The organism is Martinezella sp. CNPSo 3890, from assembly GCF_057784455.1.
Genome location: NZ_JBXSOR010000001.1, coordinates 604348 through 630499, shown reverse-complemented (window position 1 = coordinate 630499; position 26152 = coordinate 604348). Strand labels below are relative to the sequence as shown.

Here is a 26152-nt window from a genome sequence, read left to right as displayed (position 1 = left end):
CAACTGGCCTTGATCGGTTTGGCAGCGCCAAGATCGCGGGCCGTCGTCTGTAGGGTACGAAAATCGGGAAAATGGCGGAGAAGATGGGATTCGAACCCACGATACCATTTCTGGTATACTCCCTTAGCAGGGGAGCGCCTTCGACCACTCGGCCACCTCTCCGGTGCGGCCCTGATAGGGCCATTCATTTATCGACGCAAGCGCTTTTTCGCGCTTGTGTACGTTCTTTCTGTGATTCAGCAACAGGCGATTGTCGCCCGAAGCATACTGCGGCCGGCTCGAAAATTCACATCAAGCCAGCAGCTGCTTCAAATCCGCGGCCGGGTCGGCGAGGATCTCCCTGGACGGATTGGCGCCGATTTCCAGCAGCTTTTTGCCGGTCACATAGGCCTTTGCATCATTTATCGCGTCGACGGCTATGAAACGGCCCTGCTTGAAATACCAGACGGAAGCAGCACCCTCGCGCGCGCCCGGACGCAGCAGCGTCTCGTCGTAACCCAGATTGAAACCGGCGATCTGCAGCTTGACGTCATATTGATCCGACCAGAACCACGGCTTCGGGTCATAGGCCTTTTCGTTGCCGGCTATGATTCCCGCCGCGGCTTCCGCCTGATCGACAGCATTCTGCACGGATTCGAGCCTGATACGGCCACCCTCCCATGGCAACTCCACGCAATCCCCCATGGCGAAGATTGCGGGATCGGAGGTGCGGGCAAACGAATTGACGACGATGCCGTTGCCGACCTCAAGGCCGGCCTCCTTGGCAAGCCTATCATTGGGAGCAACGCCGATGCCGACGACAACGAAATCGACATCGATGGTGGACCCATCGGACAATTCGGCGGCGGCGACATGGCCGTTGCGGCCGATGAGCTGTTTCAGGCCGATCTTCTCACGAATGACCACGTCGTGCTTTTGATGAATGGCTCTGAAAATATCAGCCGTTTCCTTGGCCGCCACCCGCTGCAATATTCGGTCGCCCATCTCGATGAGCGTGACCTCAAGGCCGCGATGGCGCGCGACAGCGGCTGCCTCGAGCCCGATATAGCCGCCGCCGATGATAAGCACCCGGCGTCCAGGGCGCATCTCGCCGGCAAGAAGATCGGCATCGCGCTTGTCGCGGGCCAGATAGACGCCTTCGAGCGCGCCGCCGACGGAGGGCGGCAGGCGGCGTGGCGTCGAGCCCGTCGCAAGCGCCAGCGTCTCATAATCCAGCCTGGAGCCGTCCTGCATGACGATCTGCTTTGCGGCACGATCGATCTGCTCGACCCAGGTGGACACACGAATCTCGACATTATTGTCGGCATACCAATGTTCAGGCCGGAACAGCAGGCGATCAAAAGTCATTTCGCCGAGCAGATACTTCTTGGTCAGTGGCGGTCGCTGATAGGGAAGATTCTCTTCAGCACCGACGATGGTGATCGGCCGCGAATCACCCAACCCGCGCAATTTGGCAGCGAGCGCGAAACCCGCCTGCCCGGCCCCGATAATGACCAATCTGCCCGTCACGATCCGTACTCCATTGTTATTATGGCGAGCCCCAGTATGGACGCGCTCGTAGGATTCAGGGGTAACGCCTGCATCCGCAAGCGTCAATCACGACTGACCCTGCGCCCCGGATCGGGAGAAAGTTAGGCCGACAGGCTCAGCCTGATATTTCGACCCAGCGGCGCTCGTGGAAGGATTGCGCCATGGCGTGCACCGATTTCTCGATTCGCAGCCCATCCTTGAAAGCCACGACTGACGCAGCTTCGCCCCCTATGGCTCGGATCAGCTCGCGGCATTCGATGATCTTCAGATCGTTGAAGCCAAGGCCGTGGCCGGCCGCCGGGATGAAGCGGTCATAGGGTTTGTGCGCGGGTGCGGCCAGCACCTTGCGGAAGCCCTGTTCGCTGTCCCTGCCCTCGGCTTGGTAGAGCTCGAATTCGTTCATGCGCTCCTGGTCATAGGAGATCGAGCCTTTGGAGCCGAAGATCTGCAACGCGATCCGTCCCTTGCGGCCCCAAGCGGAGCGGTTGGCCATGAGAACCACGGAAATGCCGCCGCCAAGCCGCATCAGCACATTGGCGAGATCGTGATTTTCGACCGCGCGGCTGCCACCATCCTTCAACGGCCGTTCGGCATAGGGCTTCACCATGTCGGTAATGACGGCTTCCACATGGCCGAACAGGAACCAGAGCAGCGAAAGCGGATGCACGGCGAAATCATCGAGAGCGCCATAACCGGAGGCAAGTTCGCTCTTCCAATAGAATAGGCCGTTCGGATCGGCCATGAAGTCCTCGTCCATCTCGACGCGGACGTGATTGACCGCTCCGATCGCGCCTTCCGCAATCAGCGCCTTGATGTGCCGCATCACCGGGTTCTGGATATAATTGTAGCCGAGAATGGCAACCTTGCCCGAGGCCTTGGCCGCAGCCAGCATGCGTTCGGCATCGCCATAGGATGGCGCCATCGGCTTTTCACACCAGACATGTTTGCCGGCTTCAAGGGCTGCGATCGCCATTTCCGGGTGGAACTGGTTGGGAGTCGTGACCGAGACAACGTCGACATCCGGGTCTGCAATCAGATCTCGCCAGTCGGCCGTTGCCTTTTCGAAGCCGAATTCGTCGCCGCGCGCCTTTGCCAGATCGGCATTGGCTTCGGCAAGATGCACCAGGCGCGGCCGCGCGACATCGCCGAATACGGTTTTGACGGCATTCCATGCCAGTGCATGGCATTTGCCCATATAACCGGTGCCGATCAATCCAACGCCCAACGGCTTCATTTACCCTTCCTCCTCAAATCCGCTCCCGAAGTTGCGCGATTTTTGGAATATTTAGACCGTTTTGACAAGCACACTCATGGCATCGGCATCTCTTCCGCAGGCAGAAATTCATATTTACACGTTTAAAATCATAAACTTAAAATTATTCGTGCCGAACGATTCAAAATCCGGTATCGTTGGAAATATGGAACGTTTGTTTCATTACGGGCATTGGGGGAGCTAAAGGACGGTGCATGGACAACAATATCGAGACGCAGACCAAGGTACCACGCGACTTCGAAAGCCTGCGCAGCACCATTATAGAGCGCAAGAATGCCATGCCGAAGCGGTTGGCCCAGGTTGCCGCCTTTGCGCTCGGCAATCCCGATGAGATCGCCTTCGGCACGACGGCCAGCATCGCGGCTGCCGCCGAAGTTCAGCCTTCCACATTGGTGCGCCTTGCTCATCACCTCGGCTATGAGGGCTTTTCCGATCTTCAGAGCATCTTTCGTGAACGGCTGCGCGACCGGACGCTGAGCTATGAGGAGCGGCTGGTAACGCTCGAACGCTCCGGCATCGAGAACGAAGAGGCCAGCATTCTCTCGGGCTTCCTCTCTGCGGCGAGCCAATCCGTCAACAAGCTCGCCGCAACCATCGAGACCGACACCTTCGCCAAGGCCGTCGACGTGCTTGCAGCGGCCGAGACGATCTATCTCATCGCCAAGCGCCGCTCCTATCCGCTGACGGCACATATGACCTATGCCTTCTCCAAGCTGAACATTCGTCACCAGATCGTCGCCTCGCCGAACGGCATCGACGGCGAGATCACCCGCTTCGCAACGGAGAAGGACGCCGCCATCGCCGCGAGCTTTTCGCCCTATGCCGCCGATAGCCTGGCGCAGGCACAGGATCTCTCCTCGCGCAACGTCCCGGTCATCGCCATTACCGATTCGGCCTTTTCGCCGCTTACCGCTTGCGCCGACTACTGGTTTGAAGTGGCGGAAGCCGATTTTGCGGGTTTCCGCTCGCTATCGGCATCGATGGCGCTGATCATGGCCTTTCCTGTCGCCATCGCCGAGCGCCGTCGAAAAGCTGCGACAAAAGCCGATAAAACGAAAATGGAATAAACATTCCGAATTGACAAAATCTCGGAACCAATGTTTCACTACAACCAAGATCACGGCCGCGGGAGATGGCTGCCAGATCCATAGCAACCGGGACGAAACGAACACCGGCACTTTCAATAACGCATGATCTCGGCGCAGGCTGAAAAGCAAAAGAGGTCATGCTCCGACGGGAGGACATCATGGCACACGACAATTCTGGCGCTGGGCCGGACGCAAAACTCGATGTGATCACCATCGGCCGCTCCTCCGTCGACCTTTATGGTCAGCAGATCGGCTCGAAGCTCGAAGACATCGCCTCTTTCGCCAAATCGGTCGGCGGCTGCCCGGCCAATATCGCCATCGGCACGGCGCGGCTCGGCCTGAAATCCGGCCTTATCACCCGTGTCGGCGACGAGCAGATGGGCCGCTTCATCCGCGAGCAGACCGCCCGCGAAGGTGTGGCCGTCGACGGGATCGCAACAGACAAGGAACGGCTGACGGCGCTGGTATTGCTCGCGGTCGAGGCCGAAGGCGTCTCGCCGATGATCTTCTATCGGTCAGATTGCGCCGACATGGCGCTGAACGAAGACGATATCGACGAAGGCTTCATCAAGTCCTCGGGCGCTGTTCTGGTCTCCGGCACGCATTTCTCCAAGCCCAACACCGAAGCGGCCCAACGCAAGGCGATCCGTATCGCCAAGGCGAACGGCCGCAAGGTGATCTTCGATATCGATTACCGGCCGAACCTCTGGGGCCTCGCCGGCCATGCCGAAGGCTTCGAGCGCTATGTGAAGTCGGATCGCGTGTCCTCCAAAATGAAGGAGACCTTGCCGGATTGCGACCTGATCGTCGGCACGGAAGAAGAGATCATGATCGCCTCCAGTGCCGACGACGTGCTCGGCGCCTTGAAGGAAATTCGCCGTCTCTCGTCCGCCGTCATCGTGCTGAAACGCGGCGCTATGGGCTGCATCGTCTATGAAGGCCCGATCTCCGACGATCTCGAAGCCGGTATCGTCGGCCAGGGTTTCCCGATCGAGGTCTTCAACGTTCTCGGCGCAGGCGATGCCTTCATGTCCGGATTCCTGCGCGGCTATCTGCGCGGCGAGCCCTTGAAGACCTGCGCCACCTGGGCGAATGCCTGCGGCGCCTTCGCCGTCTCGCGCCTGCTCTGCTCGCCGGAGTATCCGACCTGGACGGAGCTCGATTTCTTCCTGAAAACGGGCAGCAAGCATAGGGCGCTGCGCAAGGACGAGGCGATCAACCACATTCATTGGGCGACGACCCGCCGCGCCGATGAAATCCCGCTGCTGATGGCGCTTGCGATCGACCATCGCTCGCAGCTCGTCAGCGTCTGCGATGAACTGGGCATCGGCCATGACAAGATCGTCGCCTTCAAGCGACTGGCCGTCGAGGCGGCGGCGCGGGTGGCCGACGGCCGCCCCGGCTATGGCATGCTGATCGACGAGCGCTTCGGGCGCGACGCCTTCTTCGATGCGGCAACAAAGAATTTCTCCTGGATCGGCCGCCCTGTCGAACTGCCGGGATCGAAGCCGCTCAAATTCGAATTCAGCCAGGACATCGGCTCCCAGCTCGTCGAATGGCCGCTCAATCATTGCATCAAATGCCTATGCTTCTACCATCCGGACGATCCGCAAGAATTGAAGGCGGAGCAGCAGGAGAAGCTGCGGACCCTGTTCGAGGCCGCGCGCAAGGTAGGACGCGAACTGCTGGTGGAAATCATCGCCAGCAAGAACGGACCACTGACCGACGATACGATTCCGAGGGCAATGGAAGAGCTCTATGCACTCGGCATCAAGCCGGACTGGTGGAAGCTGGAGCCGCAGGAATCGACGGCTGCCTGGAAAAAAATCGATGCCGTGATCGCCAAAAATGATCCATGGTGCCGTGGTATCGTCCTGCTCGGCCTGGAGGCGCCGGCGGAAGAACTGATCCGCAGCTTCGAGGCGACGCTGGCGGCTCCCTCGGTCAAGGGCTTCGCCGTTGGGCGGACCATCTTCTCCGATGCGGCCCGTGCGTGGCTCTCGGGTGGCATGAACGACGAGGAAGCGATTGCCGACATGGCCGGCCGTTTCCGGCAACTGACGGACGCGTGGCTCAAGACTCGCGGCCTGTGAGAATCTAGCATTTGGGAGGCGCCCGATGGGCAAGACGATCCGATTGACGATGGCGCAGGCCGTCGCGCATTTCCTCAAGAAGCAGATGACCGTCATCGACGGGCAGAAGCAGCCGATTTTCGGTGGCGTCTGGGCCATCTTCGGTCACGGCAATGTCGCCGGCATCGGCGAGGCCCTCTATCAAGTGCGCGAGGAGCTACCGACCTTCCGTGCCCACAATGAGCAGGGCATGGCCCATGCCGCCATCGCCTATGCCAAGGCGAGCTTTCGTCAGCGCTTCATGGCCTGCACGACCTCCATCGGCCCCGGCGCGCTGAATATGGTGACGGCCGCCGGTGTAGCACATGTTAACCGCATCCCCGTTCTCTTCCTGCCCGGCGATATCTTTGCCAATCGCGCTCCAGATCCGGTGCTGCAGCAGATCGAGGATTTCGGCGACGGCACCGTCTCCGCCAACGACGCCTTCCGCCCGGTATCGCGCTATTTCGACCGCATCACCCGCCCGGAGCAGATCATGACGGCGCTGAAGCGCGCCATGCAGGTGTTGACCGATCCGCTCGATTGCGGCCCGGTAACGCTCTCGCTCTGCCAGGATGTGCAGGCCGAAGCCTATGATTATCCCGAAAGCTTCTTCGAGGAGCATGTCTGGGTGCCACGCCGCCCACAGCCGGATGCCGACGAACTCGCCGGCGCCATCGCCTTGATCCGCCGCTCGGAAAAGCCGGTCATTCTGGCCGGCGGCGGCGTGCTCTATTCGCAGGCGACCAAGGAACTAGTGGCTTTCGCGGAAGCGCATGACATTCCCGTCGTCGTCACGCAGGCCGGCAAATCGGCGATCGACGAGACACATCCGCTCGCACTCGGCTCTGTCGGCGTGACAGGCACCTCTGCCGCCAATGCCATCGCCGAAGAAACCGATCTGGTGATTGCCGTCGGCACGCGCTGCCAGGATTTCACCACCGGCTCCTGGGCGCTGTTCAAGAACGAGAAGCTGGCCATGATCGGCCTGAACATCGCGGCCTATGATGCGCTGAAGCACAACAGTCACCCATTGGTGACGGATGCGCGCGAAGGGCTGAAGGCGCTTTCCGCGGGCCTGACCGGCTGGCGCGCACCGGCATCGCTTGCCGAAAAGGCGACGAAAGAAAAGCAGATCTGGATGGAAGCCGCCGCAAAGGCCATGGCGACCACCAATGCCGCCCTGCCCTCCGACGCCCAGGTCATCGGCGCCGTCACCCGCACGCTCGGTGGCGAAAACAGCATTCTGGTCTGCGCAGCTGGCGGCCTCCCCGGCGAGCTGCACAAGCTCTGGCCGGCGACCGCACCCGGCAGCTATCACATGGAATATGGCTTCTCCTGCATGGGCTATGAGATTGCCGGTGGCCTTGGCGTCAAGATGGCGCGGCCGGAGAAGGATGTCGTCGTCATGGTCGGCGACGGCTCCTATATGATGCTGAATTCCGAACTGGCGACCTCCGTCATGCTCGGCCTGAAGATTACCGTCGTGCTGCTCGACAACCGTGGCTATGGCTGCATCAATCGCCTGCAGATGGCGACCGGCGGCGCGAACTTCAACAATCTTTTGAAGGATGCGCGCTTCGAGGTGATGCCGGAGATCGACTTCCGGGCGCATGCGGCCAGCATGGGCGCGATAGCCGTGAAGGTCTCGTCCATCACCGAGCTGGAACAGGCCATCGAGGCATCGAAGAAGAACGACCGCAGCTCGGTCATCGTCATCGACACCGACCCGCTGATTACCACGAATGAAGGCGGCCACTGGTGGGATGTCGCCGTTCCCGAAGTCAGCCCGCGCGCCGAGGTCAACAAGGCTCGCGCCGCCTACGAACAAGCCCGCACCGCCCAGCGCATCGGCTGATCCATTTCCGTCATTTTTCTGGAGGAGCTTTCGGCTCCTCCAATAGCTTTTCAAGGAGACCATTGATGAAGGCCAAACTCGGCATGTCGCCCATCGCCTGGTGGAACGACGATCTTCCGGAGCTCAGCGACGACGTATCTCTGGAAGAATGCTTACGCCAGTCGCGCGGCGCCGGCTTTACCGGCATGGAACAGGGCCGGCGCTTCCCGAGCAATCCCGATGAGATGCTGCCAATCCTGCGTGCCGCCGACGTGACGCTTTGCGGCGGCTGGTTTTCCGGCACGCTCGTCAATGAGGAGCTTGCCGCCAACAAGGATCGTATCGCGCCGATGATCGAGCTGTTCAAGGCCGTCAATGCGCCCTGCATCGTCTATGGCGAAGTCGGCCGCTCCATCCAGGGCGACCGCTCTAAGCCGCTCGCCACCAAGCCGCGCCTTTCGGATGACGAGATGAAGGCCTATGCCCGCCGGGTCACCGAATTCGGCGAATGGTGCGCCGAGCAAGGCATGCCGCTTTCCTATCATCATCATATGGCAGCCGTGGTCGAAACCGAGCCGGAACTCGACGCCTTCATGCGCAATTCCGGCGAAGGCATTCCGCTGCTGCTCGATGCCGGTCACCTGGCCTTTGCCGGCGGCGACGTGCTGCGCGCCATCGACAACCACCACGCCCGCATCAACCACGTTCACGTCAAGGATATCCGCACGTCCATCGTCGACGGGCTGGATCGCAGCCGGCAATCCTTCCTCGATGCCGTCGCGCTCGGCGCGTTCACGGTGCCGGGCGATGGCTCGCTCGATTTCGGCGCCATCGTCCAGCGCTTCGCCGATTACGGCTATGAAGGCTGGTTCGTGGTCGAAGCCGAACAGGACCCGCGCAAGGCGCCGCCACAGAAAATGGCCGAGATCGGCCATGCCGAGCTGATGCGTGTCATGACGGCCGCAGGCTACACGGTGGAAACCGAAGGCTTTCCCAAGGGATAGCTAGAGCGCTTCCGCTTTTCTTCGAATCGCGAAAACGCTCTAGCTCTTTGTTTTCATGCAATTCCGGACGGAAAACCGCTGCGCACTTTTCCTGGAATTGCTCGAGAGATGAGCGCCTCCTCGCCCACATCGAAGGCAGCGAGGAGCGTTTTCCCAAGCAATGGAGGAACAGACCCATGCCCAATCTCAAGGTCAAACCTGACGGTTCCCATGGCCGCGTCACCCATGTCACGCCCGAAAGCGCCGGCTGGACCTATGTCGGCTTCGATCTCCACCGCCTGAAGCCGGGCGAAACCGCTTCGGCCGAGACCGGTGATCGCGAGGTCTGCCTCGTCTGGGTTAGCGGCAAGGGCAGCGCCAAGGCGGGTACGAAGGATTTCGGCTCGCTCGGCGGCCGCATGAGCCCCTTCGAGGGCGCGCCGCATGCGCTCTATATTCCAGCAGGCTCGAGCTGGTCGGTGACCGCCGAGACCGATCTGGAACTCGCCGTCTGCTCGGCACCGGGCGGCGGCTCCTATGAAGCACGCGCCATCCCGCCGGGCACGCATCCGGCGCTCACGCGCGGCAAGGGCACCAATGTTCGCTACGTCAACAACATCATGCCGGAAGATGATGGCGCGGCACATTCGCTGCTGGTCGTGGAAGTGATTACGCCCGGCGGACACACCTCCTCCTACCCTCCGCACAAGCACGATCAGGACGATCTTCCGAACGAAAGCTTCCTTGAGGAGACCTATTACCACCGCCTCAACCCGCCGCAGGGTTTTGGCTTCCAGCGGGTCTATACCGACGACCGGTCGCTCGATGAGGTGATGGTACTGGAGGATGGCGATGTGACGCTGGTGCCCAAGGGATATCACCCTTGCGCTGCCTGCCATGGCTACGATCTCTATTACCTGAACGTTATGGCCGGGCCGAAGCGCATCTGGAAATTCCATAATGCCGTGGAACATGAATGGCTGCTGAAGTCCTGAGCTGGTGGCGCTGTTCTCAACCATCCGCCCTCGTGCTTCGAGACGGCCCTTCGGGCCTCCTCAGCATGAGGGCTAATCTTTGCACCCAGCCGCTACGGGCTCATTTCTTCATTGCCTCTGCATTGCGATGGCGACGAGCCTGCTCCATCCTCACCCTGGCAGGTCTATCGCATACGAGCTGAAATTGTTGCCACCTCCCCTTCTCCCCTCGGGGAGAAGGTGCCGACAGGCGGATGAGGGGGTGCCTGCCAAATGCACGAAAATCCATGAATTCAAATCGATAGCCCCCTCATCCGACCCTTCGGGCCACCTTCTCCCCGAGGGGAGAAGGAGCTTCCGGTGCTCATCCGCTCCATATGCGATAGCCCTGCTCACCCTGAGGAGCGAAGCCTCGAAGGGCGAGGATGGCCCCGAGCTTTCAGCAAAAGGAGGCCGCGCCCTGAAAGCGCGGCCTTTCTCATATCATGCGGGCAACAAGCCGTAGCGCCATTTCCGATCCCTGGCATTGCGCGACAGCACCAGCCAGGTCAGCAGAATCATCCCCATTTCTGCAAAGATCGGCGTCATCCATATCCCGCGTTCGCCGAAGACAAGCGGCAGGAGGAATGTCAGCGGCAGGGTGAAGAGGTAAGACCGTGACAGGCCAAAGATCGCGCCGCGTTTCGCATCGCCGATCGACTGGAAATAGGACGACAGGATGATCGCCTGGCCGAAGAGGAAATAGGCGCCGATCGTCCAGGGCAGGATGCGGCCCACTTCCGCGACGATCAGGGGATCGGCGACGAAGACCGAGCCCAGATGCCCCGCCAGCAGCTCGACGACGAATTCGACGGCGGCGCAATAGACCAGAGCCGAAATCAGGGCGATGACAACGCTATGACCGACGCGCGCCGGAAGCGCTGCGCCATGGTTGTGGCCCGATATGGTCTGGAGAGCGATGCTCAAGCCCAGTAGCGGCAGATAGGCGAAGGTCATGACACGGGTCACGATGCCATAGGCGCCGACGGTTGCGACATAATCGCCCTGATGCCAGATCGACACATTGAAGAGGATGGCGGCCGAGCTTAGCGAAATGCCGATGAAGCCGAGGCTCATCGGCGCGCCGAAGGCAAAGATGCCGCGCCACTCGCGAACATGCAGCGCCATATCGACCCAGAGCCCGTTCGGCCGACGCAGGCGATAGATGACGACGAGCGCCAGGCAGATGAATTGCGCCAGGATCGAGCCGCCGGCGGAGCCGACCACGCCCCAATGAAGGACGGCCATCAGCAGCCAGTTTGCCACGATATTCAGCAGCGTCGAGGCAAGCGTCACCAGCGTCATGAAACCGAGCTTTCCTTCGCAGCGCAGCCCATCGAGATGCACCGACAGGAAGAAGCTGATCGGCGCGAAGGCGATCATGGTGCCCATGAAGGCCTCGGCGTTGCGGGCGACATCGACATTTCCCGCCGCAGCCACGGCAATGAACTGCCGACCGGCGAGCCAGTAGACGAGGTTGATTACGACCACGATGGCAAGTGTCAGCGTGTGGGCGCCGGTGAATACCGACTTCGCGCCCTTGCGATCACCGGCGCCGAGGCGGCGGGCGAGAATGCTCGCCATGCCGTTCGAAACCAGCGTCTGCAGCGCGATCAGCAGCATGAGCGCGGGAAAGATGAGGCTGACGGCGGACAGCGCGTCGCCGCCGACATAGACGCCAAGAAAATAGGCGTCGACGACGGCGAAGAGGCCGCTGACCGTGGTGATGATGATGATCGGCGCGGCCGTCCTGGCAAAGACGCCAGGCAGCCAGCCGGTGAGGAACATGTTGTTTTCGTTCGTGTGCGCCATGGTGGTATCCGGACGGAATCGCTCGCAAGCGGCGAGGATAGTGGTCTAGTGATGAAGGATGAAATCAGATGTCGAGAACGAGGTGCGGTATGCCGTTCGATGTCCGGCGCGGCGAAATGCCATCGGCGTCGACCTGGGCATTGATGCGCTGGCGGAATGCCGAGAAGCTCTCGAACTCCACCACATCGACAGGCTCGTCGAAATGGATCGTTATCCTGTAGAGCCCGCCAGACTTCGCCGACATCGCCAGAACCTTGCCCGTGAAGGGCTTGTTCAGATAGCGCCCGCGCACGGCGGAACCGACATCGAAAGGCGCATCCGGCCCATCGTTGGGTTTTGCGGCAAGCGCCGACAGCGTGTTCCAGTCGCGCAGCCCGTGTTGCTTGGCGATGAGCTCCAGTGCCGTCGAGTGGCTCATGTCGTCGCCGCGTTCGGCCATCGCCTGACGCAGACGCCGGGCCTGAGCCTTCAATTCATCTATGGACGGATACGTCGTCATAGGATCAGCCTTTGCTAAGGCACGCAATTACGACCGTGAAACGGGGCTCGCATTACCGTCAGTCAGCATGCCCTGAATGGCCGTGACCTAAAACAGCGAGGACTTCACCTTGGATTTTCATCCGCGAGCGGCAGGCGCCTCGAACCGAGCTTTCGTATGATCGAAGCCGCTCCCGCTGTCAAGATGCGGCCAAATCGGCACAAAAGACGAACCCGTTAAAATTCTACCAATGCAATTGACGCTTCCGCAAAATCTCCGTGCAAGGTTCGTAGTGTAACCGAGATGAATTCGGTCTGTTCTTCAACAGGGAATGACAATGCTTCGCGCAACCCATCTGGCGAAAGTCAAATCCGAAGTCTACGAACGCAGCTGGGAACGGTTCTACGTCCAGAGGCCGGCGCGTCTCGTAGCGGTTCGTCCCTGTCTGACGGGTATTTCCGTACGCAGCGCCGAGATTACCGACATTTCGCGCGGCGGCGCGAGCTTCACCGTCGCCACGACCGTCGGCCTGCCGACCCACTACTATCTGAACATCCTCGGTCTTGCCTACCGCATCGCCTGCGCTGAAACGAGCCGCAACGGCAACCGCGTCCATGTGCGCTTCATCAACCTGATCGAACCGGAAACGCTGCGTCGCGTCGTGCGCGCCGATTTCATGATCGGCAATGTTGAAGCCCTGGCTGCGCGCGGCAAGAGGCGGCCGGTATAAATTCGGCTTCACATCCTCAATCGCTTCGCACGTCCCCGCGGGCATATCGTGCAGGCGGCATACCTGTGTATCGCGCAAAGGCAGCACTGAAAGTGCTTGCCGATCCGTAGCCAACGCGTTCAGCTACCTGATCCATCCGCATTTCGCGGCTGCGCAATAGCTGCTTTGCAAGAGCCATGCGCCAAGCCATTAGATATTCCATTGGCGGCAGGCCAACGACGCGGCTGAAACGCGCAAAGAAAGCCGATCGGGACAGGGCCGCTTCGGTCGCAAGATCCGCGACAGTCCAAGGATGGGAAGGACGCGCATGCATCGCGTGAAGTGCTGCGGCTAGGCGTTCATCGGCAAGGCCGCGGCCCAAGCTAGACGTGACGGTTGGTTCCGTACCGGATCGCAATGCCTCGATCAACAACACCTCCAGCAGCCGTTCCAGCACGAGTTCGCGTGCCGGCCGGCGCTCGCGCGTTTCCTCACCGACCAATTGCATCAGCGTCGCGAGCCGAGGCTCGTCACGAACGATAACTACATCAGGCAAGAGGGAAACGAGCAAGGCCGCATCCGGCGCACCGAAGCTGCAATGCCCTATGCGCATGCGCATATCCGCCGGCCCTTCGAGGCGTCCGACACGGAAATGGCCGCCACTCAACTGCGTTGGAACCATGGCGGACAGACCGGCCGGTGCGTCGACACTCTCGTTGATGAGGTCGCGCATGGCCGGCACGAGCACGAAATCGCCGGCTCGGAGGATGAAAGGCTGATGTCCTCCAAACGTTACACGGCAACGCCCCTCAAGGATTGCGCAGTAGAATGGCTCGCCTGTGGCCTCGCGATGAATTCGCCAGGCGCCGGCGCATTCCACCAGCTTCGAAAAGCGTGCGGCCGGCTGCAGCAGTGTGACGATTTCGGCAAGGGGATCGACGGCCATAATCAGGACTAACGCTAAAGAAAGGGAGACTATAGCGTATATAAAGTCTCTCGCGCGGTCATTACCATGGAATCATTCCTTTTGTTTGGAGAGGCTCATGTCCACGATATTGATTACTGGTTGCTCGTCTGGCTTCGGCTTGGAGACTGCGAAACTGTTTTTTGAACGAGGGTGGGATGTCATCGCAACGATGCGCACGCCCAAACCCGAGCTGCTACCGGTTTCCGAACGCTTGCGTATTCTCGCGCTCGACGTCACCAATCCGGCAAGCATCGCGGACGCCGTGAAGGCTGCCGGTCCGATAGACGTATTGGTCAACAATGCCGGTTTCGGAGCGCCCTCACCAATCGAGCTGACTGCGCCGGAGACGGTGCAGTCGCTGTTCCAGACAAATACGATCGGGACATTGGCGATGATTCAGGCCATATTGCCCCAGATGCGTCAACGTCGGGCCGGAGTCATCGTCAACGTCACCTCCACGGTGACGGTCAAGACTCTGCCTGTGATTGGGATCTACCGGGCGAGCAAGGCGGCGGTGAACGCGTTCACCGAGTCCTTATCAGTGGAGATGGAGCCATTTGGCGTGCGGGTGCATATTGTCCTGCCAGGCCGGTCGCCGGAAACTCGCTTTGGGGAGAATGCGCGTCCACATCTGCGTGGTCTGGACGATCCGGATTATGCGCCCTTGATCCAGCAATTCATAAAGAATGTACAGGACGACACCAGCCCTGTGACCTATGCTCCCGACGTAGCGAAGGCAGTGTGGCGGGCAGCCACCGATCCATCCGCCCCGCTGCGAATTCCGGGCGGTGCGGATGCTGAACTCTGGATGGCTGAGGCAGGTTTGTAACCGGAATCGGTGGCAGCCAAAAAGCTGCTGCCGTCCCGACTCGGCCGTGCATTAGAGGGAACACGCAGCCATCGGCCCCGGGAGCGCGGACCGGCAGCTGCGTTCGGCTCTTTGCGCCGTTCTATAACGGCAGGCGTAGTTCGCCCTTTGATATGCGGCGTATGAGATCGGTGAAAAGATCGCATTCCGCAGCCATGACTCGTTGTTCCAGCGAAACTACGCTGTCGTCGGGATGGATTTGAACAGTCGTTGTGGCCACAGTTCTTCCGTGATCATACTCTCCGTCTACGAGGTGGATCGTTGCACCTGTTTCTGTCTCCCGATCGTCGAGCACGGCTTGGTGAACTCTTCGCCCATACATTCCCAATCCGCCGTATTTGGGCAGCAGCCCCGGATGAACATTCAATATTCGCCCCTCAAAAGCGGCTAGCGTAAGCGGGCCAAGTTTCTTGAGATAGCCAGATAAGACAACGATTTCAGCGTCATAAGCGATTAGCGTGTCGCGAAGCTGTTTGTCCGCATCAGCTTCCCTATCCTTCGTCGGAATATGAAGCGAGGGAATATCGTTGGCCTCAGCATAGGTGAGCGCTGGGGACGAAGCCCTATTGCTAACCAGCACGACAGCGGTGGCGTTCATTGTGTTCGCTCGAATGGCTTCGTTGATCGTCCGAAATGAGGTTCCATTGTTTGATGCAAGGAACGCTATTGCGAGCTTATCCATCAGGGGCCTCGTTAATCGATGCTATCGCGACGACCGAGACTCCCTTTAATGACAACTGACGAGGATTTTCAATGATTGCGACGACGCAATCCGAAGGCCGCGTCTTTCCACCTTGCAACCACCCGCCAAGCGCCTATTCTGCCGCACCCAGCAACCGAATTCGGGAAACAAAGCCAGCATGTCCGCCTTTTCGCGCTTCACGCCGCTGATCAGCGCCCTGCCCTCCACCGTTCCTTTCGTCGGCCCCGAGGCGCTGGAGCGTCGGCGCGGGCTGACGGTCAAAGCCCGTATCGGCGCCAATGAAAACGGCTTCGGGCCGGCGCCCTCCGTCATTGCGGCCATGCGCGAAAACGCCGGCGATATCTGGATGTATAATGATCCGGAGAATTTCGAGCTGAAGCAGGCGCTGGCCGCTCATCTTGGCGTGCAGCCGGCCAATATCGCCGTCGGCGAAGGGATCGACAGTCTGCTCGGCCTGATCGCGCGCATGGTCATCGAGCCGGGTACGCCCGTCGTCACCTCGCTCGGCGGCTATCCCACCTTCAATTTCCATGTCGCCGGGTTCGGCGGCCGGCTCGTCACCGTGCCCTATGTCGACGATCGCGAGGATCTTGATGGACTGCTCGAAGCAGTGAAGCGCGAAAACGCGCCGCTCGTCTATTTCGCCAATCCCGACAATCCGATGGGCAGCTGGTGGGATGCCGACAAGATCGTTGCCTTTGCCCGTGCGCTGCCTGACAATTGCCTGCTGATCCTCGACGAAGCCTATAGCGAAACCGGGCCTGCCAGCTCGCTGCCCGATATCTCCACGCTGATCGACCTGCCGAATGTCTTGCGCACCCGCACCTTTTCCAAGGCCTATGGGCTTGCCGGTGCCCGCGTCGGCTATGTCATCGGCGCGCCGGAGACCGTGCTGGCCTTCGACAAGATCCGCAATCATTTCGGCATGAACAGGCTTGCGACCGTGGCCGCGCTCGCCGCGCTGAAGGATCAGGCCTATCTTGCCGAAGTAGTCGGCAAGATCCGGGCTGCGCGCGAAGAGATCGGCACGATCGCCCGCGACAATGGGCTTTTGCCTCTCGCCTCCGCCACCAATTTCGTCGCCATCGATTGCGGCCGCGACGGCACTTATGCCCGCGCGATCGTCGACGGGTTGATCCAGCACGGTGTCTTCATCCGCATGCCGGGCGCGGCCCCGCTCAACCGCTGCATCCGTGTCAGCGTCGGACCCAGGCGGGATCTCGATCTCTTCGCCGAGACGTTGCCGAAGGTGCTGAAGGCGATCGGTTAAGCCCGAAACGACGAAACCACGCCTGCCTTGTCCCGGCCGGTCGCGGTTTTCATCATTTCGGCTGGCGTCTCCGTCAGCCGCCGACATCCCCTCTTGAGAGGTCAGGAAGTCTTACTGCTTGCGGCACGCTTCAGTGCGTCGTCATCCATTCGCGGGCGGCGCGCAGCGCGGCTGCGAGCTGCATCTTGGTCAAGGTCGCCGCGACATCGGCGCGAAGCTCGGCCGCGCGCTCGCTGCCACGGATGGCGGCGATATTCAACCATTTATGGGCGGCAACGAGGTCCGCATTGCAGCCCCTGCCGGTCGCGTAGTTCACGCCCAGTTCGCAAAGGGCATCGGCGCTGTTACCACCCATCATGGCATTTCCAGACATCGGCGTTTCGAAGCGTGCCATTGCTATTATCCCTGTTTGACTTCCGTTCGTATCTGCCCTGTTTTCCGTCCGAACCTTGCCGTCATTCGCGGCTTTCCGGTTCTTCCGGCCGGCGGGTTTGCCCCGCTCGTTTGATGGCTTCACTATCGCAGACGGCTTTCAAAAAACGCCTAAAATGCATGATTAATTCGATGCAAACAAAGTGCAAATGCTTGGTAAACTTGGGATTTTGTTAAACATCGCTTCCCTTGCAAATTAAGGATTTTCGCGCAGCCTTAACCTTTCGTTAGGATTTTGATTTAAACCCTTCGTTCACCACAAAAAGAGCGCAGTTGAATTCGATGTCGTGTTTCGAGGGCGCACGGATACCCGCACAAGCGGGTATTTGGGTTCCGAAAATCATATTTACCTTTACGTTCGCGTTAGATAATCTCGCCACGTTTCCGGCCATGGAGCCGGATGGCGCCCGGGGAGGAATAAGAACATGATCCGTGCCACCATTCTTGCTGCCGCGATGCTGTTGAGCGCGAGCGCGGCCTTTGCCGAAGAGCCGATCGTCGGCAACTGGAAGACCGTCGCTGGCGATACTGCCGTCATTGCTCCCTGCGGCGACAGCTACTGCGTGACGCTGAAGACCGGCAAATATGCCGGCAAGCAGATCGGCAAGATGCAGGGCAAGGGCGACAGCTATACGGGCGAACTGACCGACCCCTCCGAAGACAAGACCTATAGCGGCTCCGGCACGGTCAGTGGCAACAAGATCAAGATGCAAGGCTGCGTGCTGAAGGTATTCTGCAAGTCGCAGACCTGGACAAAGCTTTAAGACGGCTCCTGCTTATTTCAGAAAGCGCTGTTGCGCCTGCTCGCCCCGGTTGGCAGGCGGCTTTTATTTGCCTGCGGAAGATTCATTCGACCATTCGAATCCGGTAATATTTATGAACGCTGGATGAACCGGTATCTCAGCACCTGTTCAGCATGACCATGGCAAAACGGTGTCCAGTATAGGGCACGGGTAGGCCAAGGACATGGACTCGATCATCATCGCGCGGCGCTTCGTTGTTATCATGCTGTTTGCCGCCATCTTTGCATTCAGCTTCTCGGTTGCGGTCGAGCATGGCGGTCGCAGCGGCGCACAATCGCACTTCGGTGCAAGCTTCACCTGCGTGCAAACTGGTGCGCCTTACTGCACGACAGTGCAATAAAGAACGCCTGCGCGCGATCCTCGCGCAGGCCCTTGACCGGCTCCCAAAATAGCTGCGAGAATCCGAGCCGCTTGTTGCAACGTCGTTTGCTTGTAACCAACGACATTCTATAATGGCGCATGAGCAACAGAATCTCTCCCTTTTCACCCCTCGACATCTCCTCCCCCAGCCCGTTCCAGCCGCGGACCTTCGATGATCCGGGCAAGGCCGTCGAAGCGCTGACGGAGCTTTACGATCGCAACACCGCGTTCCTGATCGACAATTTCACCAAGCTTGCCAAAGGCGCGCCGATCACCGCGCGCTACCGCGCTTTCTATCCGCAGGTCAGCATCGAAACGACGAGCTTCGGCCATGTCGACTCGCGTCTCTCCTACGGCCACGTGACGGCGCCCGGCGTCTATACGACGACGATCACCCGCCCGCAGCTCTTCAAGCATTATCTCAAGGAACAGCTGACTCTGCTTATGCGCAGCCACAATGTTCCGGTCGTCGTGTCGGAATCGACGACGCCGATCCCGATTCATTTCGCCTTCGGTGAAGGCGCTCATGTGGAAGCAACCGCGAGCATTTTCGAAGACATTCCGCTGCGCGACCTCTTCGACACACCGGACTTGAACACCACAGACGACGAAATCGCCAACGGCGAATATATCCCGCCGCCGGGTGAGCCCTCGCCGCTTGCGCCATTTACCGCGCAGCGCATCGATTATTCGCTGGCCCGCCTCGTCCACTACACGGCGACCAGCGCCGCGCATTTCCAGAATTTCGTGCTGTTCACGAACTACCAGTTCTATATCGACGAGTTCTGCAAATGGGCGCGCGATCTGATGGCGAGCGGCGGCGACGGCTATACCGAGTTCGTCGAACCGGGCAACATCATCACCAAGGCTGGCTCCAGCCAGCCGGAAGGCGATGTGACAGCGCCGCGGCTGCCGCAGATGCCGGCCTACCATCTGAAGAAGAAGGGCCATGCCGGGATCACCATGATCAATATCGGCGTCGGCCCTTCCAACGCCAAGACGATCACGGACCACGTGGCCGTGCTGCGCCCGCACGCCTGGCTGATGCTCGGCCATTGCGCCGGCCTGCGCAACAGCCAGCGGCTCGGCGACTACGTGCTCGCCCATGCCTATATGCGCGAGGACCATGTTCTCGACGACGACCTGCCGGTCTGGGTGCCTATCCCGGCGCTCGCCGAAGTGCAGGTGGCGCTTGAAGCGGCCGTTGCCGAAATCACCGGCTATGAAGGCTTCGAACTGAAGCGCATCATGCGCACGGGCACGGTCGGCACCATCGACAACCGCAACTGGGAGCTGCGCGATCAGGCAGGCCCGGTGAAGCGGCTCTCGCAGGCCCGCGCTGTCGCGCTCGATATGGAATCGGCCACGATCGCCGCCAACGGCTTCCGCTTCCGTGTTCCCTACGGCACGCTGCTCTGCGTTTCCGACAAGCCGTTGCATGGCGAGTTGAAGCTGCCGGGTATGGCAACCGCCTTCTACCGCACGCAGGTCAATCAGCATTTGCAGATTGGCATCCGCGCCATCCAGAAGCTGGCCGCCATGCCGCCGGAAGCGCTGCATTCGCGCAAGCTGCGCAGCTTCTTCGAAACGGCGTTTCAGTAAGCAACAGGGTTTCGCCCTATTGCCTATCCGCGGGCAACGAATATACATTGGCAGCGGCCGCGACTTGCGGCCGTTCGTCGTTCGGGTGTGCACCCCAGCTCAGGCACAGGATCACCAGGGCAAAGCCCGCTAAGCCGATCCAGGTGCGGAACACGACCCTGCCGACATCGGCTGCGTCGAGCAGCTCCTCTTCCGACAGCGTCTTCTTCTGCCAGTAATGCACGATTGCGGCTTCCAGACTGTACATTTCCGTCTCTCCTTATGGTGTTGACGGAACTGGTCGACCGGGTTCGGGCTTTTTCGACAACCTCAAAAAATTTTGTCATGCTGTGGAAGAGGATGTCGATTTGCTTGGCAGCCGCTCGTCTATGGCTGTCAGCAAATTGAGAGAGGAGACGCTGCGATGAAATATCTCTGCCAGGTCTGGTTCGATGGCACGAGGCTCGACCTCATGACCAAGGAGGAAAAGCAAAAGCTCGATGCCGATTCGCTCGGCTATGATCGCGATCTGATGGCGAGCGGCAATATGATCCAGGCTGAAGCGCTACAGTCTCCAAAGTCTGCGGTAACGGTGCGGGTCCGCAATGGGGAGACGGCGGTGACGGACGGCCCCTTCATCGAAACCAAGGAACATCTTGGCGGCTTCATCCTGATTGAGGCGAAGGATCTGAACGATGCGATCCGGATTGCGGCGGGCATTCCGCTCGCCAAGCTGGGCGCGATCGAGGTGCGGCCGATCCATAACTTCGGCCCGGATGCTTGAGGAGGTTCAGATGAAATTTCTTTGCCAGGTATGGTTCGAGAGCGCGGAAATCGCCAAGCTTTCCGAAGAAGAAGGGCGCAAGCTGACCCAGGATTCGATCGATAGCGACAACCGGCTGCGCGAGAGCGGCCACCTCATCGTCGCCAATGCCCTGCGCGAACCGGAAACTGCGAAAACAGTTCGCGTGCGCAGGGGCGAAACCGCCGTGACGGACGGCCCTTTCACTGAAATGAAAGAGCATCTCGGCGGCTTCGTTCTGATCGAGGCCCGGGACATGGAGGAAGCGACCGCGATCGCCGCCACCTTTCCCGTCGCCCGCTATGGCATGATCGAGGTGCGCGCCGCCTTCGACATCCGCTTTCCGAACGAATAGCAGCGAGAGGAGAAGACATGCGGTTTCTATGCCTGATCTACACGACGGTCGATGTCGACGGACGATTAACGCCAAACGAGATGAACCATCTGATCGCCGAGCACTTCATCTTTGATGAGGGCTTGCGGCGGGACGGCACCATGATCGTTTCCGATGCGCTGGCGCTTCGAGACAAATCGATCGTCATCCGTCCGGACGGCGACACATTTTCGGTAACGGACGGGCCGTTCGCGGAGACGAAGGAGCATCTGGCCGGCTTCTACCTCATCGAAGCTCCCGATCTTGAGGAAGCAGTCGGGATCGCCAAGCGCATTCCCTCGGCGCGTTACGGCGCCGTCGAAATCCGCCCTGTGCGCATCTTGACCCTGCGGGGGGACTTGGCGGAGACATCCTGACATCCATGTCGCTGAACCGAACCATCGAAAGCATCTACCGCAGCCACTCGCGCCGCGTGCTGGCAACGCTGATCCGTCTGCTCGGTGATTTCGACCGCGCCGAGGAAGCGCTCCACGATGCTTTCGCGGCGGCGGCGCAGCAGTGGACTGACGAGACGATACCGGCCAATCCCTATGCCTGGCTCGTTTCCGCCGGTCGTTTCCGCGCCATCGATCATATCCGGCGCCGGACGCGCTTCGACGCGGCCCGCTCGGACATTACAGACAGCCTTTATCCGGAGGGAGAGGCGATGGAAATCGCCGAAAACGAAGAGATCGAAGACGACATGCTGCGGCTGATCTTCACCTGCTGCCATCCGCTTATCGCCTCCGAGGCGCGCATGGCGATGGCGCTGCGCGAGGTCTGCGGGCTGACGACGGAAGAGATAGCCCATGCTTTCCTGATCCCGGCTCCAACCGTCGCCCAGCGCATCGTCCGCGCCAAGAACCGCATCCGCGACGCCAATATTCCTTATGAAGTACCCGGCAAGACCGAGCTGCCGGAGCGTCTGGCGCAGGTGCTGCATGTCATCTACCTCGTCTTCAACGAGGGCTATTCGGCCTCCTCCGGCTCTGCGATCGTGCGCGCCGATCTGGCTGCGGAGGCCATACGGCTCGGCAGGCTTTTGCTGCAGCTATTGCCGGATTCGGAAGTCGAGGGGCTACTGGCAATCATGCTGCTGCAGGATTCGCGGCGGCATGCGCGTACCGATACCTCCGGCGATCTCGTTCTGCTCGTCGATCAGGATCGTGCGCTGTGGGATCATGGCCAGATACGCGAGGGCCTGCAGCTGTCGGCGCGGGCCATGTCAGCGGAGAGCGTCGGCAGCTATGCCCTGCAGGCCGCGATCGCGGCGGAACATGCACGCGCCGTAACCGCCGACGACACCGACTGGCGACAGTTGGTGACACTTTACGACCTGCTGCTGATCGCAAGCCCATCCCCTGTGATCGAGCTCAATCGGGCGGTGGCCATCTCCATGCGCGACGGGCCTGCGACGGCATTGTCCATCGTCGACGGGCTGTTGCGGGAGGAGCGTATGGCACGGTATCATCTCACCCATGCGGCGAAGGCGGATTTCCTGCGCCAGCTTGGCCGGACGGACCAGGCGCGGCAATCCTACCAAACGGCGCTATCGCTCTGTCAGCAGGCGCCGGAGCAGGCCTTCTTGCGCAGGCGATTGGCCGAGCTTGACGATAAGACGACCCGGCATTAAGGCGCGTCGTGATCTTTCAGGGCGCAGTTGCGCGCTTGCGTGAGACCAGCAATCCGATCGCGGTTCCTGTTAGCGCCGATACCACGATCAGAAGGTGAGCATTGATGCTGGCCTGCGCGAGATTTTCGATTGCCTCTTTTGCACTCGAAGCACCGAAGGCCATGGCACCGGCGGTAATGCCGGCCGGATAGGTGCCCACGCCTCCGGGTGCATGCACGGGCAGGACTGAGGATAGTTCGCCGCCGAGTGCGCCACCGAAGCTTGCCGAAAGTGGCGTGACGTTCATGAGGCCGAGCGCCCAAGCGAGCACCACGACCTTGACGAGCCAGTTGACGATGGTCGTCAGCCAGGCGCGCGCAAAGGCGCTGGCATCAACCGGCAGACCGCGTTCCAGCTCATGCACAAGCCCCTGCGCCTTTTTCGGCAGGATGCGGGCGGCAAGGCGGATTAGCGGTCGCCGGGAAGCGAAACCCGCGACCGGCAGCAGCAGGAAAGCCGCCCATACGATCCAGGCCAGGACATGATAGGGCGAAGCAAGTGCAAGGCCGACGCCGGCCGCGGCCAGCAGCGCATGCAGGTCGAGCAGCCGCATGACGAACAGCGCCGAGGTGCCGCGGGCCAGTGGAATTCCGAATTCGGAGCGCATCAGCACCGGGAAGCTGGTTTCCCCCGTTCGGAACGGCATCATGATATTCAGCAGATTATGAACCTGCGTCACGCGAAACAGCGCCGCAAAACGGCCCGAGGTTTCCTTCGGGAAGTAATCGTAGATGCGCCATGTGCGCAGGAAATAGGTGCTTGTCAGAAGTGCTAGCGCCAGAAGGATCGGCAGCGCGCCGACCTTGCTCCATTGCGCCAGGATCGAGCTCCAGCCCCAAAACCATTCGATGAAGGCGGCGTAGGCAAGGACGACCGCGAGCGTCAAGAGCGTCATTCGGTTGCGAATAAACCAATTCTGTCGGCTGGCAACCGTCGGAGTCTTCATGTAGTTAGGGCACCCAAATGCGAGCGGAAGGCTGAAACCGGACTTTTCGCTCGTTCCGTCCGGCAGGTACTGCCGGTCTTTTAGGAGAAAGAAGTGTTGCAGACAACGGCAGAGTCGACCCTCCCCCAGGCCGATCCGGCAAGCCCTCTCGAGCTTTCGCTGGTCGTGCCCGTCTTCAACGAGGAAGAAAGCGTCGGACCGCTGATCGAGCGCATCTGTTCCGCCATGGCGGGATTTGCCAAATCCTGGGAACTGATCCTGGTCGATGACGGCAGCACGGACGCGACGCTCGTCAATGCCCGCCGGTCGCTTTCGCAGGAAGGGCTGACGCTGCGCATCGTCGAGCTTCAGCGCAATTTCGGCCAGACGGCGGCCATGCAGGCCGGCATCGATGCAGCGAACGGCCGCCTCATCGCCACCATGGACGGCGACCTGCAGAACGATCCGAAGGACATTCCTTCAATGGTCGAGGAACTGGAGCGGCGGCAGCTCGACCTGCTCGTCGGCTGGCGCAAGAACCGCCAGGATGGGCTCCTTCTGCGCAAGATCCCCTCCTGGTGCGCCAACTACCTGATCGGCCGCATCACCGGCGTCAAGCTGCACGATTATGGCTGCAGCCTGAAGATCTATCGCTCCTCCATCATCAAGCAGGTGAAGCTGATGGGCGAAATGCATCGCTTCATCCCCGCCTGGGTCGCCGGCGTCGTGCCGAGCTCACGGATCGGCGAAGTCCCGGTCACTCACCATGCCCGCCAGCACGGCACGTCGAAATACGGGATCTCCCGCACCTTCCGCGTCATCCTCGATCTGCTGTCCGTAATGTTTTTCATGCGTTACAAGGCGCGGCCAGGGCATTTCTTCGGTTCGCTCGGCCTCGGCCTCGGTGCGCTTGCCGGCTTGATCCTGCTCTGGCTCTTCATCGACAAGTTCATCTTCGGCGATGATATCGGCAGCCGCCCGCTGCTGATGGTCGGTGTCGTGCTGCTCCTGTCGTCGGTGCAGATGATCACGACAGGCATCCTCGCCGAAATGATCGCCCGCATCTATTATCGTGACGATCTCTCGCCGAACTATATCGTGCGCAAGATCTTCGATCGAGATCACCAGGACGCTTAGACTCCGGTAGATCAACCGGGCGGTGATAAAGCTACGACTTCACTTCCGCCCAGACGGCATCGAGCGCGCCGCGCGCGATGCGCACCATGGCATCCACTTCCTCGTGGCTGATGACGAGCGGCGGCGAGGCCAGCATGCGGTCGCCGGTGGCGCGCAGCACCAGGCCGTTCGCCAAAGCATGGTTGCGAACAGCGGAGCCGATTGCATCCGGCTTTTCAAAGCGGCGGCGTGTCGATTTCTCCGCGGCAAGCTGCAAGCCGCCCATGAGGCCGATGCTGGCGGCTTCGCCGACCATGTCGTGATCGGCGAGGCTGCCCCAAGCCTTGGAGAAGTAAGGGCCGATATCGTCGCGCACACGCTCGATCAGCTTTTCTTCTTCGATGATCCGCAGATTTTCGAGGGCGGCGGCCGCGCAAACGGGGTGGCCGGAATAGGTGAAGCCATGATTGAATTCGCCGACTTCGTTGATCAGCACATCGGCGATGCGATCGCTGACGAGCACGCCGCCGATCGGCAAGTAGCCTGACGACAGCCCCTTGGCGATCGGCACGAGATCGGGCTCGACGCCGAAATGCTGATGGCCGAACCATGCGCCGAGACGACCGAAGCCGCAGATGACTTCATCGCAGACGAGCAGGATGTTCCTTGCCTTGCAGATGCGGGCAATCTCGGGCCAATAGGTCGAAGGCGGAATGATAACGCCGCCGGCACCCTGAACCGGCTCGGCGACGAAAGCCGCGACATTATCCTCACCCAACTCATCGATCTTGGCTTCAAGCTCACGAGCCATCTTCAGGCCGAATTCCTCCGGCGAGAGATCGCCGCCCTCGGCATACCAATAGGGCTGGCCGATATGGACGACGCCCGGGATCGGCAGATCACCCTGCTCGTGCATGTATTTCATGCCGCCCATGCTGGCGCCGGCGACCGTGGAGCCGTGATAGCCGTTCTTACGGGCAATGATGGTCTTCTTCGTCGGCTTGCCTACGGCAGCCCAGTAGACCCTCGCCATGCGGAACCAAGTGTCGTTGGCCTCGGAGCCGGAATTGGTGAAGAAGACATGGTTGAACTGCGGCCCGGCATGGGCGCAGACCTTTTCGGCAAGCAGCGTCGCGGGTGTCGTGGTGGTGCCGAAGAAGGTATTGTAATAGGGCAGCTCGTTCATCTGCCTGGCGACGGCATCGGCGATTTCGGTGCGGCCGTAGCCGATGTTCACGCACCAGAGACCGGCGAAACCATCCAGATACTTCCGCCCTTCCGCATCGAAAATATAGACGCCCTCACCGCGCTGGATGACGCGCGCACCTTCGGCATTGAGCTTGCGCATATCCGCGAAGGGATGGAGGTGATGGGCGGCATCGAGGGCGGCGAGATTGGAGCGGCTTGGCGTGTCGGACATGGTTGAATGGAACCCTGTTTGAATTT

The 26152-nt window shown here is 60.5% G+C and carries 26 protein-coding genes and 1 tRNA gene; 16 read left to right on the top strand and 11 right to left on the bottom strand.

Annotation, left to right across the window (positions count from 1 at the left end; translation table 11 throughout):
• Positions 1 to 72 precede the first annotated feature (72 nt).
• From AC13RC_RS03100 to AC13RC_RS03090, 3 genes are all read right to left on the bottom strand, one after another.
• A tRNA-Ser gene (locus AC13RC_RS03100) sits at positions 73 to 162 on the bottom strand.
• A 129-nt stretch (positions 163 to 291) separates the two neighbouring features.
• Positions 292 to 1509 (bottom strand): NAD(P)/FAD-dependent oxidoreductase, encoded by a 1218-nt coding sequence (locus AC13RC_RS03095; RefSeq protein ID WP_488556462.1) that lies wholly within the window; start codon positions 1507 to 1509, stop codon positions 292 to 294.
• Positions 1510 to 1645: 136 nt separating this feature from the next.
• Positions 1646 to 2764: a Gfo/Idh/MocA family protein gene (locus tag AC13RC_RS03090; protein ID WP_488556461.1), complete on the bottom strand. Its 1119-nt coding sequence runs from the start codon at positions 2762 to 2764 to the stop codon at positions 1646 to 1648.
• A gap of 233 nt (positions 2765 to 2997) precedes the next feature.
• Here AC13RC_RS03090 and AC13RC_RS03085 point away from each other — a divergent pair, with 233 nt between their 5' ends.
• From AC13RC_RS03085 to iolB, 5 genes are all read left to right on the top strand, one after another.
• On the top strand, positions 2998 to 3870 hold the full coding sequence (locus AC13RC_RS03085) for a MurR/RpiR family transcriptional regulator (RefSeq protein WP_488556460.1): 873 nt from the start codon (positions 2998 to 3000) through the stop codon (positions 3868 to 3870).
• Positions 3871 to 4049: 179 nt separating this feature from the next.
• Positions 4050 to 5984, top strand: a complete 1935-nt coding sequence (locus AC13RC_RS03080) for a bifunctional 5-dehydro-2-deoxygluconokinase/5-dehydro-2-deoxyphosphogluconate aldolase (protein WP_488556459.1) — start codon at positions 4050 to 4052, stop codon at positions 5982 to 5984.
• Positions 5985 to 6009: 25 nt separating this feature from the next.
• The gene (gene iolD / locus AC13RC_RS03075) at positions 6010 to 7860 is read left to right on the top strand and encodes a 3D-(3,5/4)-trihydroxycyclohexane-1,2-dione acylhydrolase (decyclizing) (protein ID WP_488556458.1); all 1851 of its coding nucleotides are present in this window, start codon (positions 6010 to 6012) and stop codon (positions 7858 to 7860) included.
• 65 nt (positions 7861 to 7925) lie between these two features.
• Positions 7926 to 8843 (top strand): myo-inosose-2 dehydratase, encoded by a 918-nt coding sequence (iolE, locus tag AC13RC_RS03070; RefSeq protein ID WP_488556457.1) that lies wholly within the window; start codon positions 7926 to 7928, stop codon positions 8841 to 8843.
• Positions 8844 to 9019: 176 nt separating this feature from the next.
• The gene (gene iolB, locus AC13RC_RS03065) at positions 9020 to 9817 is read left to right on the top strand and encodes a 5-deoxy-glucuronate isomerase (protein ID WP_113354087.1); all 798 of its coding nucleotides are present in this window, start codon (positions 9020 to 9022) and stop codon (positions 9815 to 9817) included.
• Positions 9818 to 10279: 462 nt separating this feature from the next.
• On the opposite strand, the gene AC13RC_RS03060 is transcribed toward iolB, so the two are convergent.
• Positions 10280 to 11647 (bottom strand): MATE family efflux transporter, encoded by a 1368-nt coding sequence (locus tag AC13RC_RS03060; protein ID WP_488556456.1) that lies wholly within the window; start codon positions 11645 to 11647, stop codon positions 10280 to 10282.
• A gap of 64 nt (positions 11648 to 11711) precedes the next feature.
• Positions 11712 to 12146: a glyoxalase superfamily protein gene (locus AC13RC_RS03055; RefSeq protein WP_488556455.1), complete on the bottom strand. Its 435-nt coding sequence runs from the start codon at positions 12144 to 12146 to the stop codon at positions 11712 to 11714.
• Between the two features lie 310 nt (positions 12147 to 12456).
• On the opposite strand from AC13RC_RS03055, the gene AC13RC_RS03050 reads away from it, so the two are divergent.
• Positions 12457 to 12855, top strand: a complete 399-nt coding sequence (locus AC13RC_RS03050; protein WP_173002491.1) for a PilZ domain-containing protein — start codon at positions 12457 to 12459, stop codon at positions 12853 to 12855.
• A gap of 16 nt (positions 12856 to 12871) precedes the next feature.
• Here AC13RC_RS03050 and AC13RC_RS03045 read toward each other — a convergent pair whose 3' ends face one another.
• Positions 12872 to 13780 (bottom strand): AraC family transcriptional regulator, encoded by a 909-nt coding sequence (locus AC13RC_RS03045; RefSeq protein ID WP_488556454.1) that lies wholly within the window; start codon positions 13778 to 13780, stop codon positions 12872 to 12874.
• Between the two features lie 97 nt (positions 13781 to 13877).
• On the opposite strand from AC13RC_RS03045, the gene AC13RC_RS03040 reads away from it, so the two are divergent.
• The gene (locus AC13RC_RS03040; protein ID WP_488556453.1) at positions 13878 to 14630 is read left to right on the top strand and encodes an SDR family oxidoreductase; all 753 of its coding nucleotides are present in this window, start codon (positions 13878 to 13880) and stop codon (positions 14628 to 14630) included.
• 121 nt (positions 14631 to 14751) lie between these two features.
• Here AC13RC_RS03040 and purN read toward each other — a convergent pair whose 3' ends face one another.
• A complete protein-coding gene (gene purN / locus AC13RC_RS03035; protein ID WP_488556452.1) occupies positions 14752 to 15351 on the bottom strand; it encodes a phosphoribosylglycinamide formyltransferase in 600 nt (199 codons plus the stop codon).
• A gap of 178 nt (positions 15352 to 15529) precedes the next feature.
• On the opposite strand from purN, the gene AC13RC_RS03030 reads away from it, so the two are divergent.
• Positions 15530 to 16642, top strand: coding sequence for a pyridoxal phosphate-dependent aminotransferase (locus tag AC13RC_RS03030; protein WP_488556451.1), 1113 nt, complete (start codon positions 15530 to 15532; stop codon positions 16640 to 16642).
• Between the two features lie 130 nt (positions 16643 to 16772).
• Here the strand turns inward: AC13RC_RS03030 and AC13RC_RS03025 are convergent, their stop codons facing one another.
• Positions 16773 to 17036, bottom strand: coding sequence for a sel1 repeat family protein (locus AC13RC_RS03025; protein WP_015339268.1), 264 nt, complete (start codon positions 17034 to 17036; stop codon positions 16773 to 16775).
• Positions 17037 to 17499: 463 nt separating this feature from the next.
• Between AC13RC_RS03025 and AC13RC_RS03020 the strand changes: the two genes are divergently transcribed.
• The 3 genes from AC13RC_RS03020 to AC13RC_RS03010 all read left to right on the top strand — a co-directional run bounded on the left by AC13RC_RS03020 (position 17500) and on the right by AC13RC_RS03010 (position 19839).
• A complete protein-coding gene (locus AC13RC_RS03020; RefSeq protein ID WP_488493787.1) occupies positions 17500 to 17838 on the top strand; it encodes a DUF2147 domain-containing protein in 339 nt (112 codons plus the stop codon).
• Positions 17839 to 18040: 202 nt separating this feature from the next.
• Entirely contained in the window at positions 18041 to 18217 is a 177-nt protein-coding gene (locus AC13RC_RS03015) for a hypothetical protein (RefSeq protein ID WP_167376563.1), read from the top strand.
• A 119-nt stretch (positions 18218 to 18336) separates the two neighbouring features.
• On the top strand, positions 18337 to 19839 hold the full coding sequence (locus AC13RC_RS03010) for an AMP nucleosidase (RefSeq protein ID WP_112335670.1): 1503 nt from the start codon (positions 18337 to 18339) through the stop codon (positions 19837 to 19839).
• A 16-nt stretch (positions 19840 to 19855) separates the two neighbouring features.
• Here the strand turns inward: AC13RC_RS03010 and AC13RC_RS03005 are convergent, their stop codons facing one another.
• A complete protein-coding gene (locus tag AC13RC_RS03005; protein ID WP_488556450.1) occupies positions 19856 to 20086 on the bottom strand; it encodes a hypothetical protein in 231 nt (76 codons plus the stop codon).
• Between the two features lie 156 nt (positions 20087 to 20242).
• Between AC13RC_RS03005 and AC13RC_RS03000 the strand changes: the two genes are divergently transcribed.
• From AC13RC_RS03000 to AC13RC_RS02985, 4 genes are read left to right on the top strand one after another with little or no spacing between them, the layout of a single operon-like run.
• Positions 20243 to 20602 carry a YciI family protein gene (locus AC13RC_RS03000; RefSeq protein ID WP_113354050.1) on the top strand — a complete coding sequence of 120 codons (360 nt, stop codon included), beginning with the start codon at positions 20243 to 20245 and terminating at the stop codon, positions 20600 to 20602.
• 10 nt (positions 20603 to 20612) lie between these two features.
• On the top strand, positions 20613 to 20975 hold the full coding sequence (locus AC13RC_RS02995) for a YciI family protein (protein ID WP_152096012.1): 363 nt from the start codon (positions 20613 to 20615) through the stop codon (positions 20973 to 20975).
• A gap of 17 nt (positions 20976 to 20992) precedes the next feature.
• A complete protein-coding gene (locus AC13RC_RS02990) occupies positions 20993 to 21370 on the top strand; it encodes a YciI family protein (protein ID WP_113330833.1) in 378 nt (125 codons plus the stop codon).
• An 11-nt stretch (positions 21371 to 21381) separates the two neighbouring features.
• Positions 21382 to 22626 carry an RNA polymerase sigma factor gene (locus AC13RC_RS02985; protein ID WP_488556745.1) on the top strand — a complete coding sequence of 415 codons (1245 nt, stop codon included), beginning with the start codon at positions 21382 to 21384 and terminating at the stop codon, positions 22624 to 22626.
• Positions 22627 to 22642: 16 nt separating this feature from the next.
• Here AC13RC_RS02985 and AC13RC_RS02980 read toward each other — a convergent pair whose 3' ends face one another.
• Positions 22643 to 23611, bottom strand: coding sequence for a lysylphosphatidylglycerol synthase domain-containing protein (locus AC13RC_RS02980; protein ID WP_145320653.1), 969 nt, complete (start codon positions 23609 to 23611; stop codon positions 22643 to 22645).
• Positions 23612 to 23707: 96 nt separating this feature from the next.
• Here AC13RC_RS02980 and AC13RC_RS02975 point away from each other — a divergent pair, with 96 nt between their 5' ends.
• Positions 23708 to 24727 (top strand): glycosyltransferase family 2 protein, encoded by a 1020-nt coding sequence (locus AC13RC_RS02975; RefSeq protein ID WP_173002505.1) that lies wholly within the window; start codon positions 23708 to 23710, stop codon positions 24725 to 24727.
• Between the two features lie 31 nt (positions 24728 to 24758).
• On the opposite strand, the gene AC13RC_RS02970 is transcribed toward AC13RC_RS02975, so the two are convergent.
• The gene (locus AC13RC_RS02970; protein WP_488556449.1) at positions 24759 to 26126 is read right to left on the bottom strand and encodes an aspartate aminotransferase family protein; all 1368 of its coding nucleotides are present in this window, start codon (positions 26124 to 26126) and stop codon (positions 24759 to 24761) included.
• Between the last annotated feature and the right edge of the window lie 26 nt (positions 26127 to 26152).

Bases quoted from the DNA above. Each gene is read 5' to 3' on its own strand.
- AC13RC_RS03090 (WP_488556461.1), bottom strand. From the start codon at position 2,764: ATGAAGCCGTTGGGCGTTGGATTGATCGGCACCGGTTATATGGGCAAA.
- AC13RC_RS03085 (WP_488556460.1), top strand. From the start codon at position 2,998: ATGGACAACAATATCGAGACGCAGACCAAGGTACCACGCGACTTCGAA.
- AC13RC_RS03080 (WP_488556459.1), top strand. From the start codon at position 4,050: ATGGCACACGACAATTCTGGCGCTGGGCCGGACGCAAAACTCGATGTG.
- iolD (WP_488556458.1), top strand. From the start codon at position 6,010: ATGGGCAAGACGATCCGATTGACGATGGCGCAGGCCGTCGCGCATTTC.
- iolE (WP_488556457.1), top strand. From the start codon at position 7,926: ATGAAGGCCAAACTCGGCATGTCGCCCATCGCCTGGTGGAACGACGAT.
- iolB (WP_113354087.1), top strand. From the start codon at position 9,020: ATGCCCAATCTCAAGGTCAAACCTGACGGTTCCCATGGCCGCGTCACC.
- AC13RC_RS03060 (WP_488556456.1), bottom strand. From the start codon at position 11,647: ATGGCGCACACGAACGAAAACAACATGTTCCTCACCGGCTGGCTGCCT.
- AC13RC_RS03055 (WP_488556455.1), bottom strand. From the start codon at position 12,146: ATGACGACGTATCCGTCCATAGATGAATTGAAGGCTCAGGCCCGGCGT.
- AC13RC_RS03050 (WP_173002491.1), top strand. From the start codon at position 12,457: ATGACAATGCTTCGCGCAACCCATCTGGCGAAAGTCAAATCCGAAGTC.
- AC13RC_RS03045 (WP_488556454.1), bottom strand. From the start codon at position 13,780: ATGGCCGTCGATCCCCTTGCCGAAATCGTCACACTGCTGCAGCCGGCC.
- AC13RC_RS03040 (WP_488556453.1), top strand. From the start codon at position 13,878: ATGTCCACGATATTGATTACTGGTTGCTCGTCTGGCTTCGGCTTGGAG.
- purN (WP_488556452.1), bottom strand. From the start codon at position 15,351: ATGGATAAGCTCGCAATAGCGTTCCTTGCATCAAACAATGGAACCTCA.
- AC13RC_RS03030 (WP_488556451.1), top strand. From the start codon at position 15,530: ATGTCCGCCTTTTCGCGCTTCACGCCGCTGATCAGCGCCCTGCCCTCC.
- AC13RC_RS03025 (WP_015339268.1), bottom strand. From the start codon at position 17,036: ATGGCACGCTTCGAAACGCCGATGTCTGGAAATGCCATGATGGGTGGT.
- AC13RC_RS03020 (WP_488493787.1), top strand. From the start codon at position 17,500: ATGATCCGTGCCACCATTCTTGCTGCCGCGATGCTGTTGAGCGCGAGC.
- AC13RC_RS03015 (WP_167376563.1), top strand. From the start codon at position 18,041: ATGGACTCGATCATCATCGCGCGGCGCTTCGTTGTTATCATGCTGTTT.
- AC13RC_RS03010 (WP_112335670.1), top strand. From the start codon at position 18,337: ATGAGCAACAGAATCTCTCCCTTTTCACCCCTCGACATCTCCTCCCCC.
- AC13RC_RS03005 (WP_488556450.1), bottom strand. From the start codon at position 20,086: ATGTACAGTCTGGAAGCCGCAATCGTGCATTACTGGCAGAAGAAGACG.
- AC13RC_RS03000 (WP_113354050.1), top strand. From the start codon at position 20,243: ATGAAATATCTCTGCCAGGTCTGGTTCGATGGCACGAGGCTCGACCTC.
- AC13RC_RS02995 (WP_152096012.1), top strand. From the start codon at position 20,613: ATGAAATTTCTTTGCCAGGTATGGTTCGAGAGCGCGGAAATCGCCAAG.
- AC13RC_RS02990 (WP_113330833.1), top strand. From the start codon at position 20,993: ATGCGGTTTCTATGCCTGATCTACACGACGGTCGATGTCGACGGACGA.
- AC13RC_RS02980 (WP_145320653.1), bottom strand. From the start codon at position 23,611: ATGAAGACTCCGACGGTTGCCAGCCGACAGAATTGGTTTATTCGCAAC.
- AC13RC_RS02970 (WP_488556449.1), bottom strand. From the start codon at position 26,126: ATGTCCGACACGCCAAGCCGCTCCAATCTCGCCGCCCTCGATGCCGCC.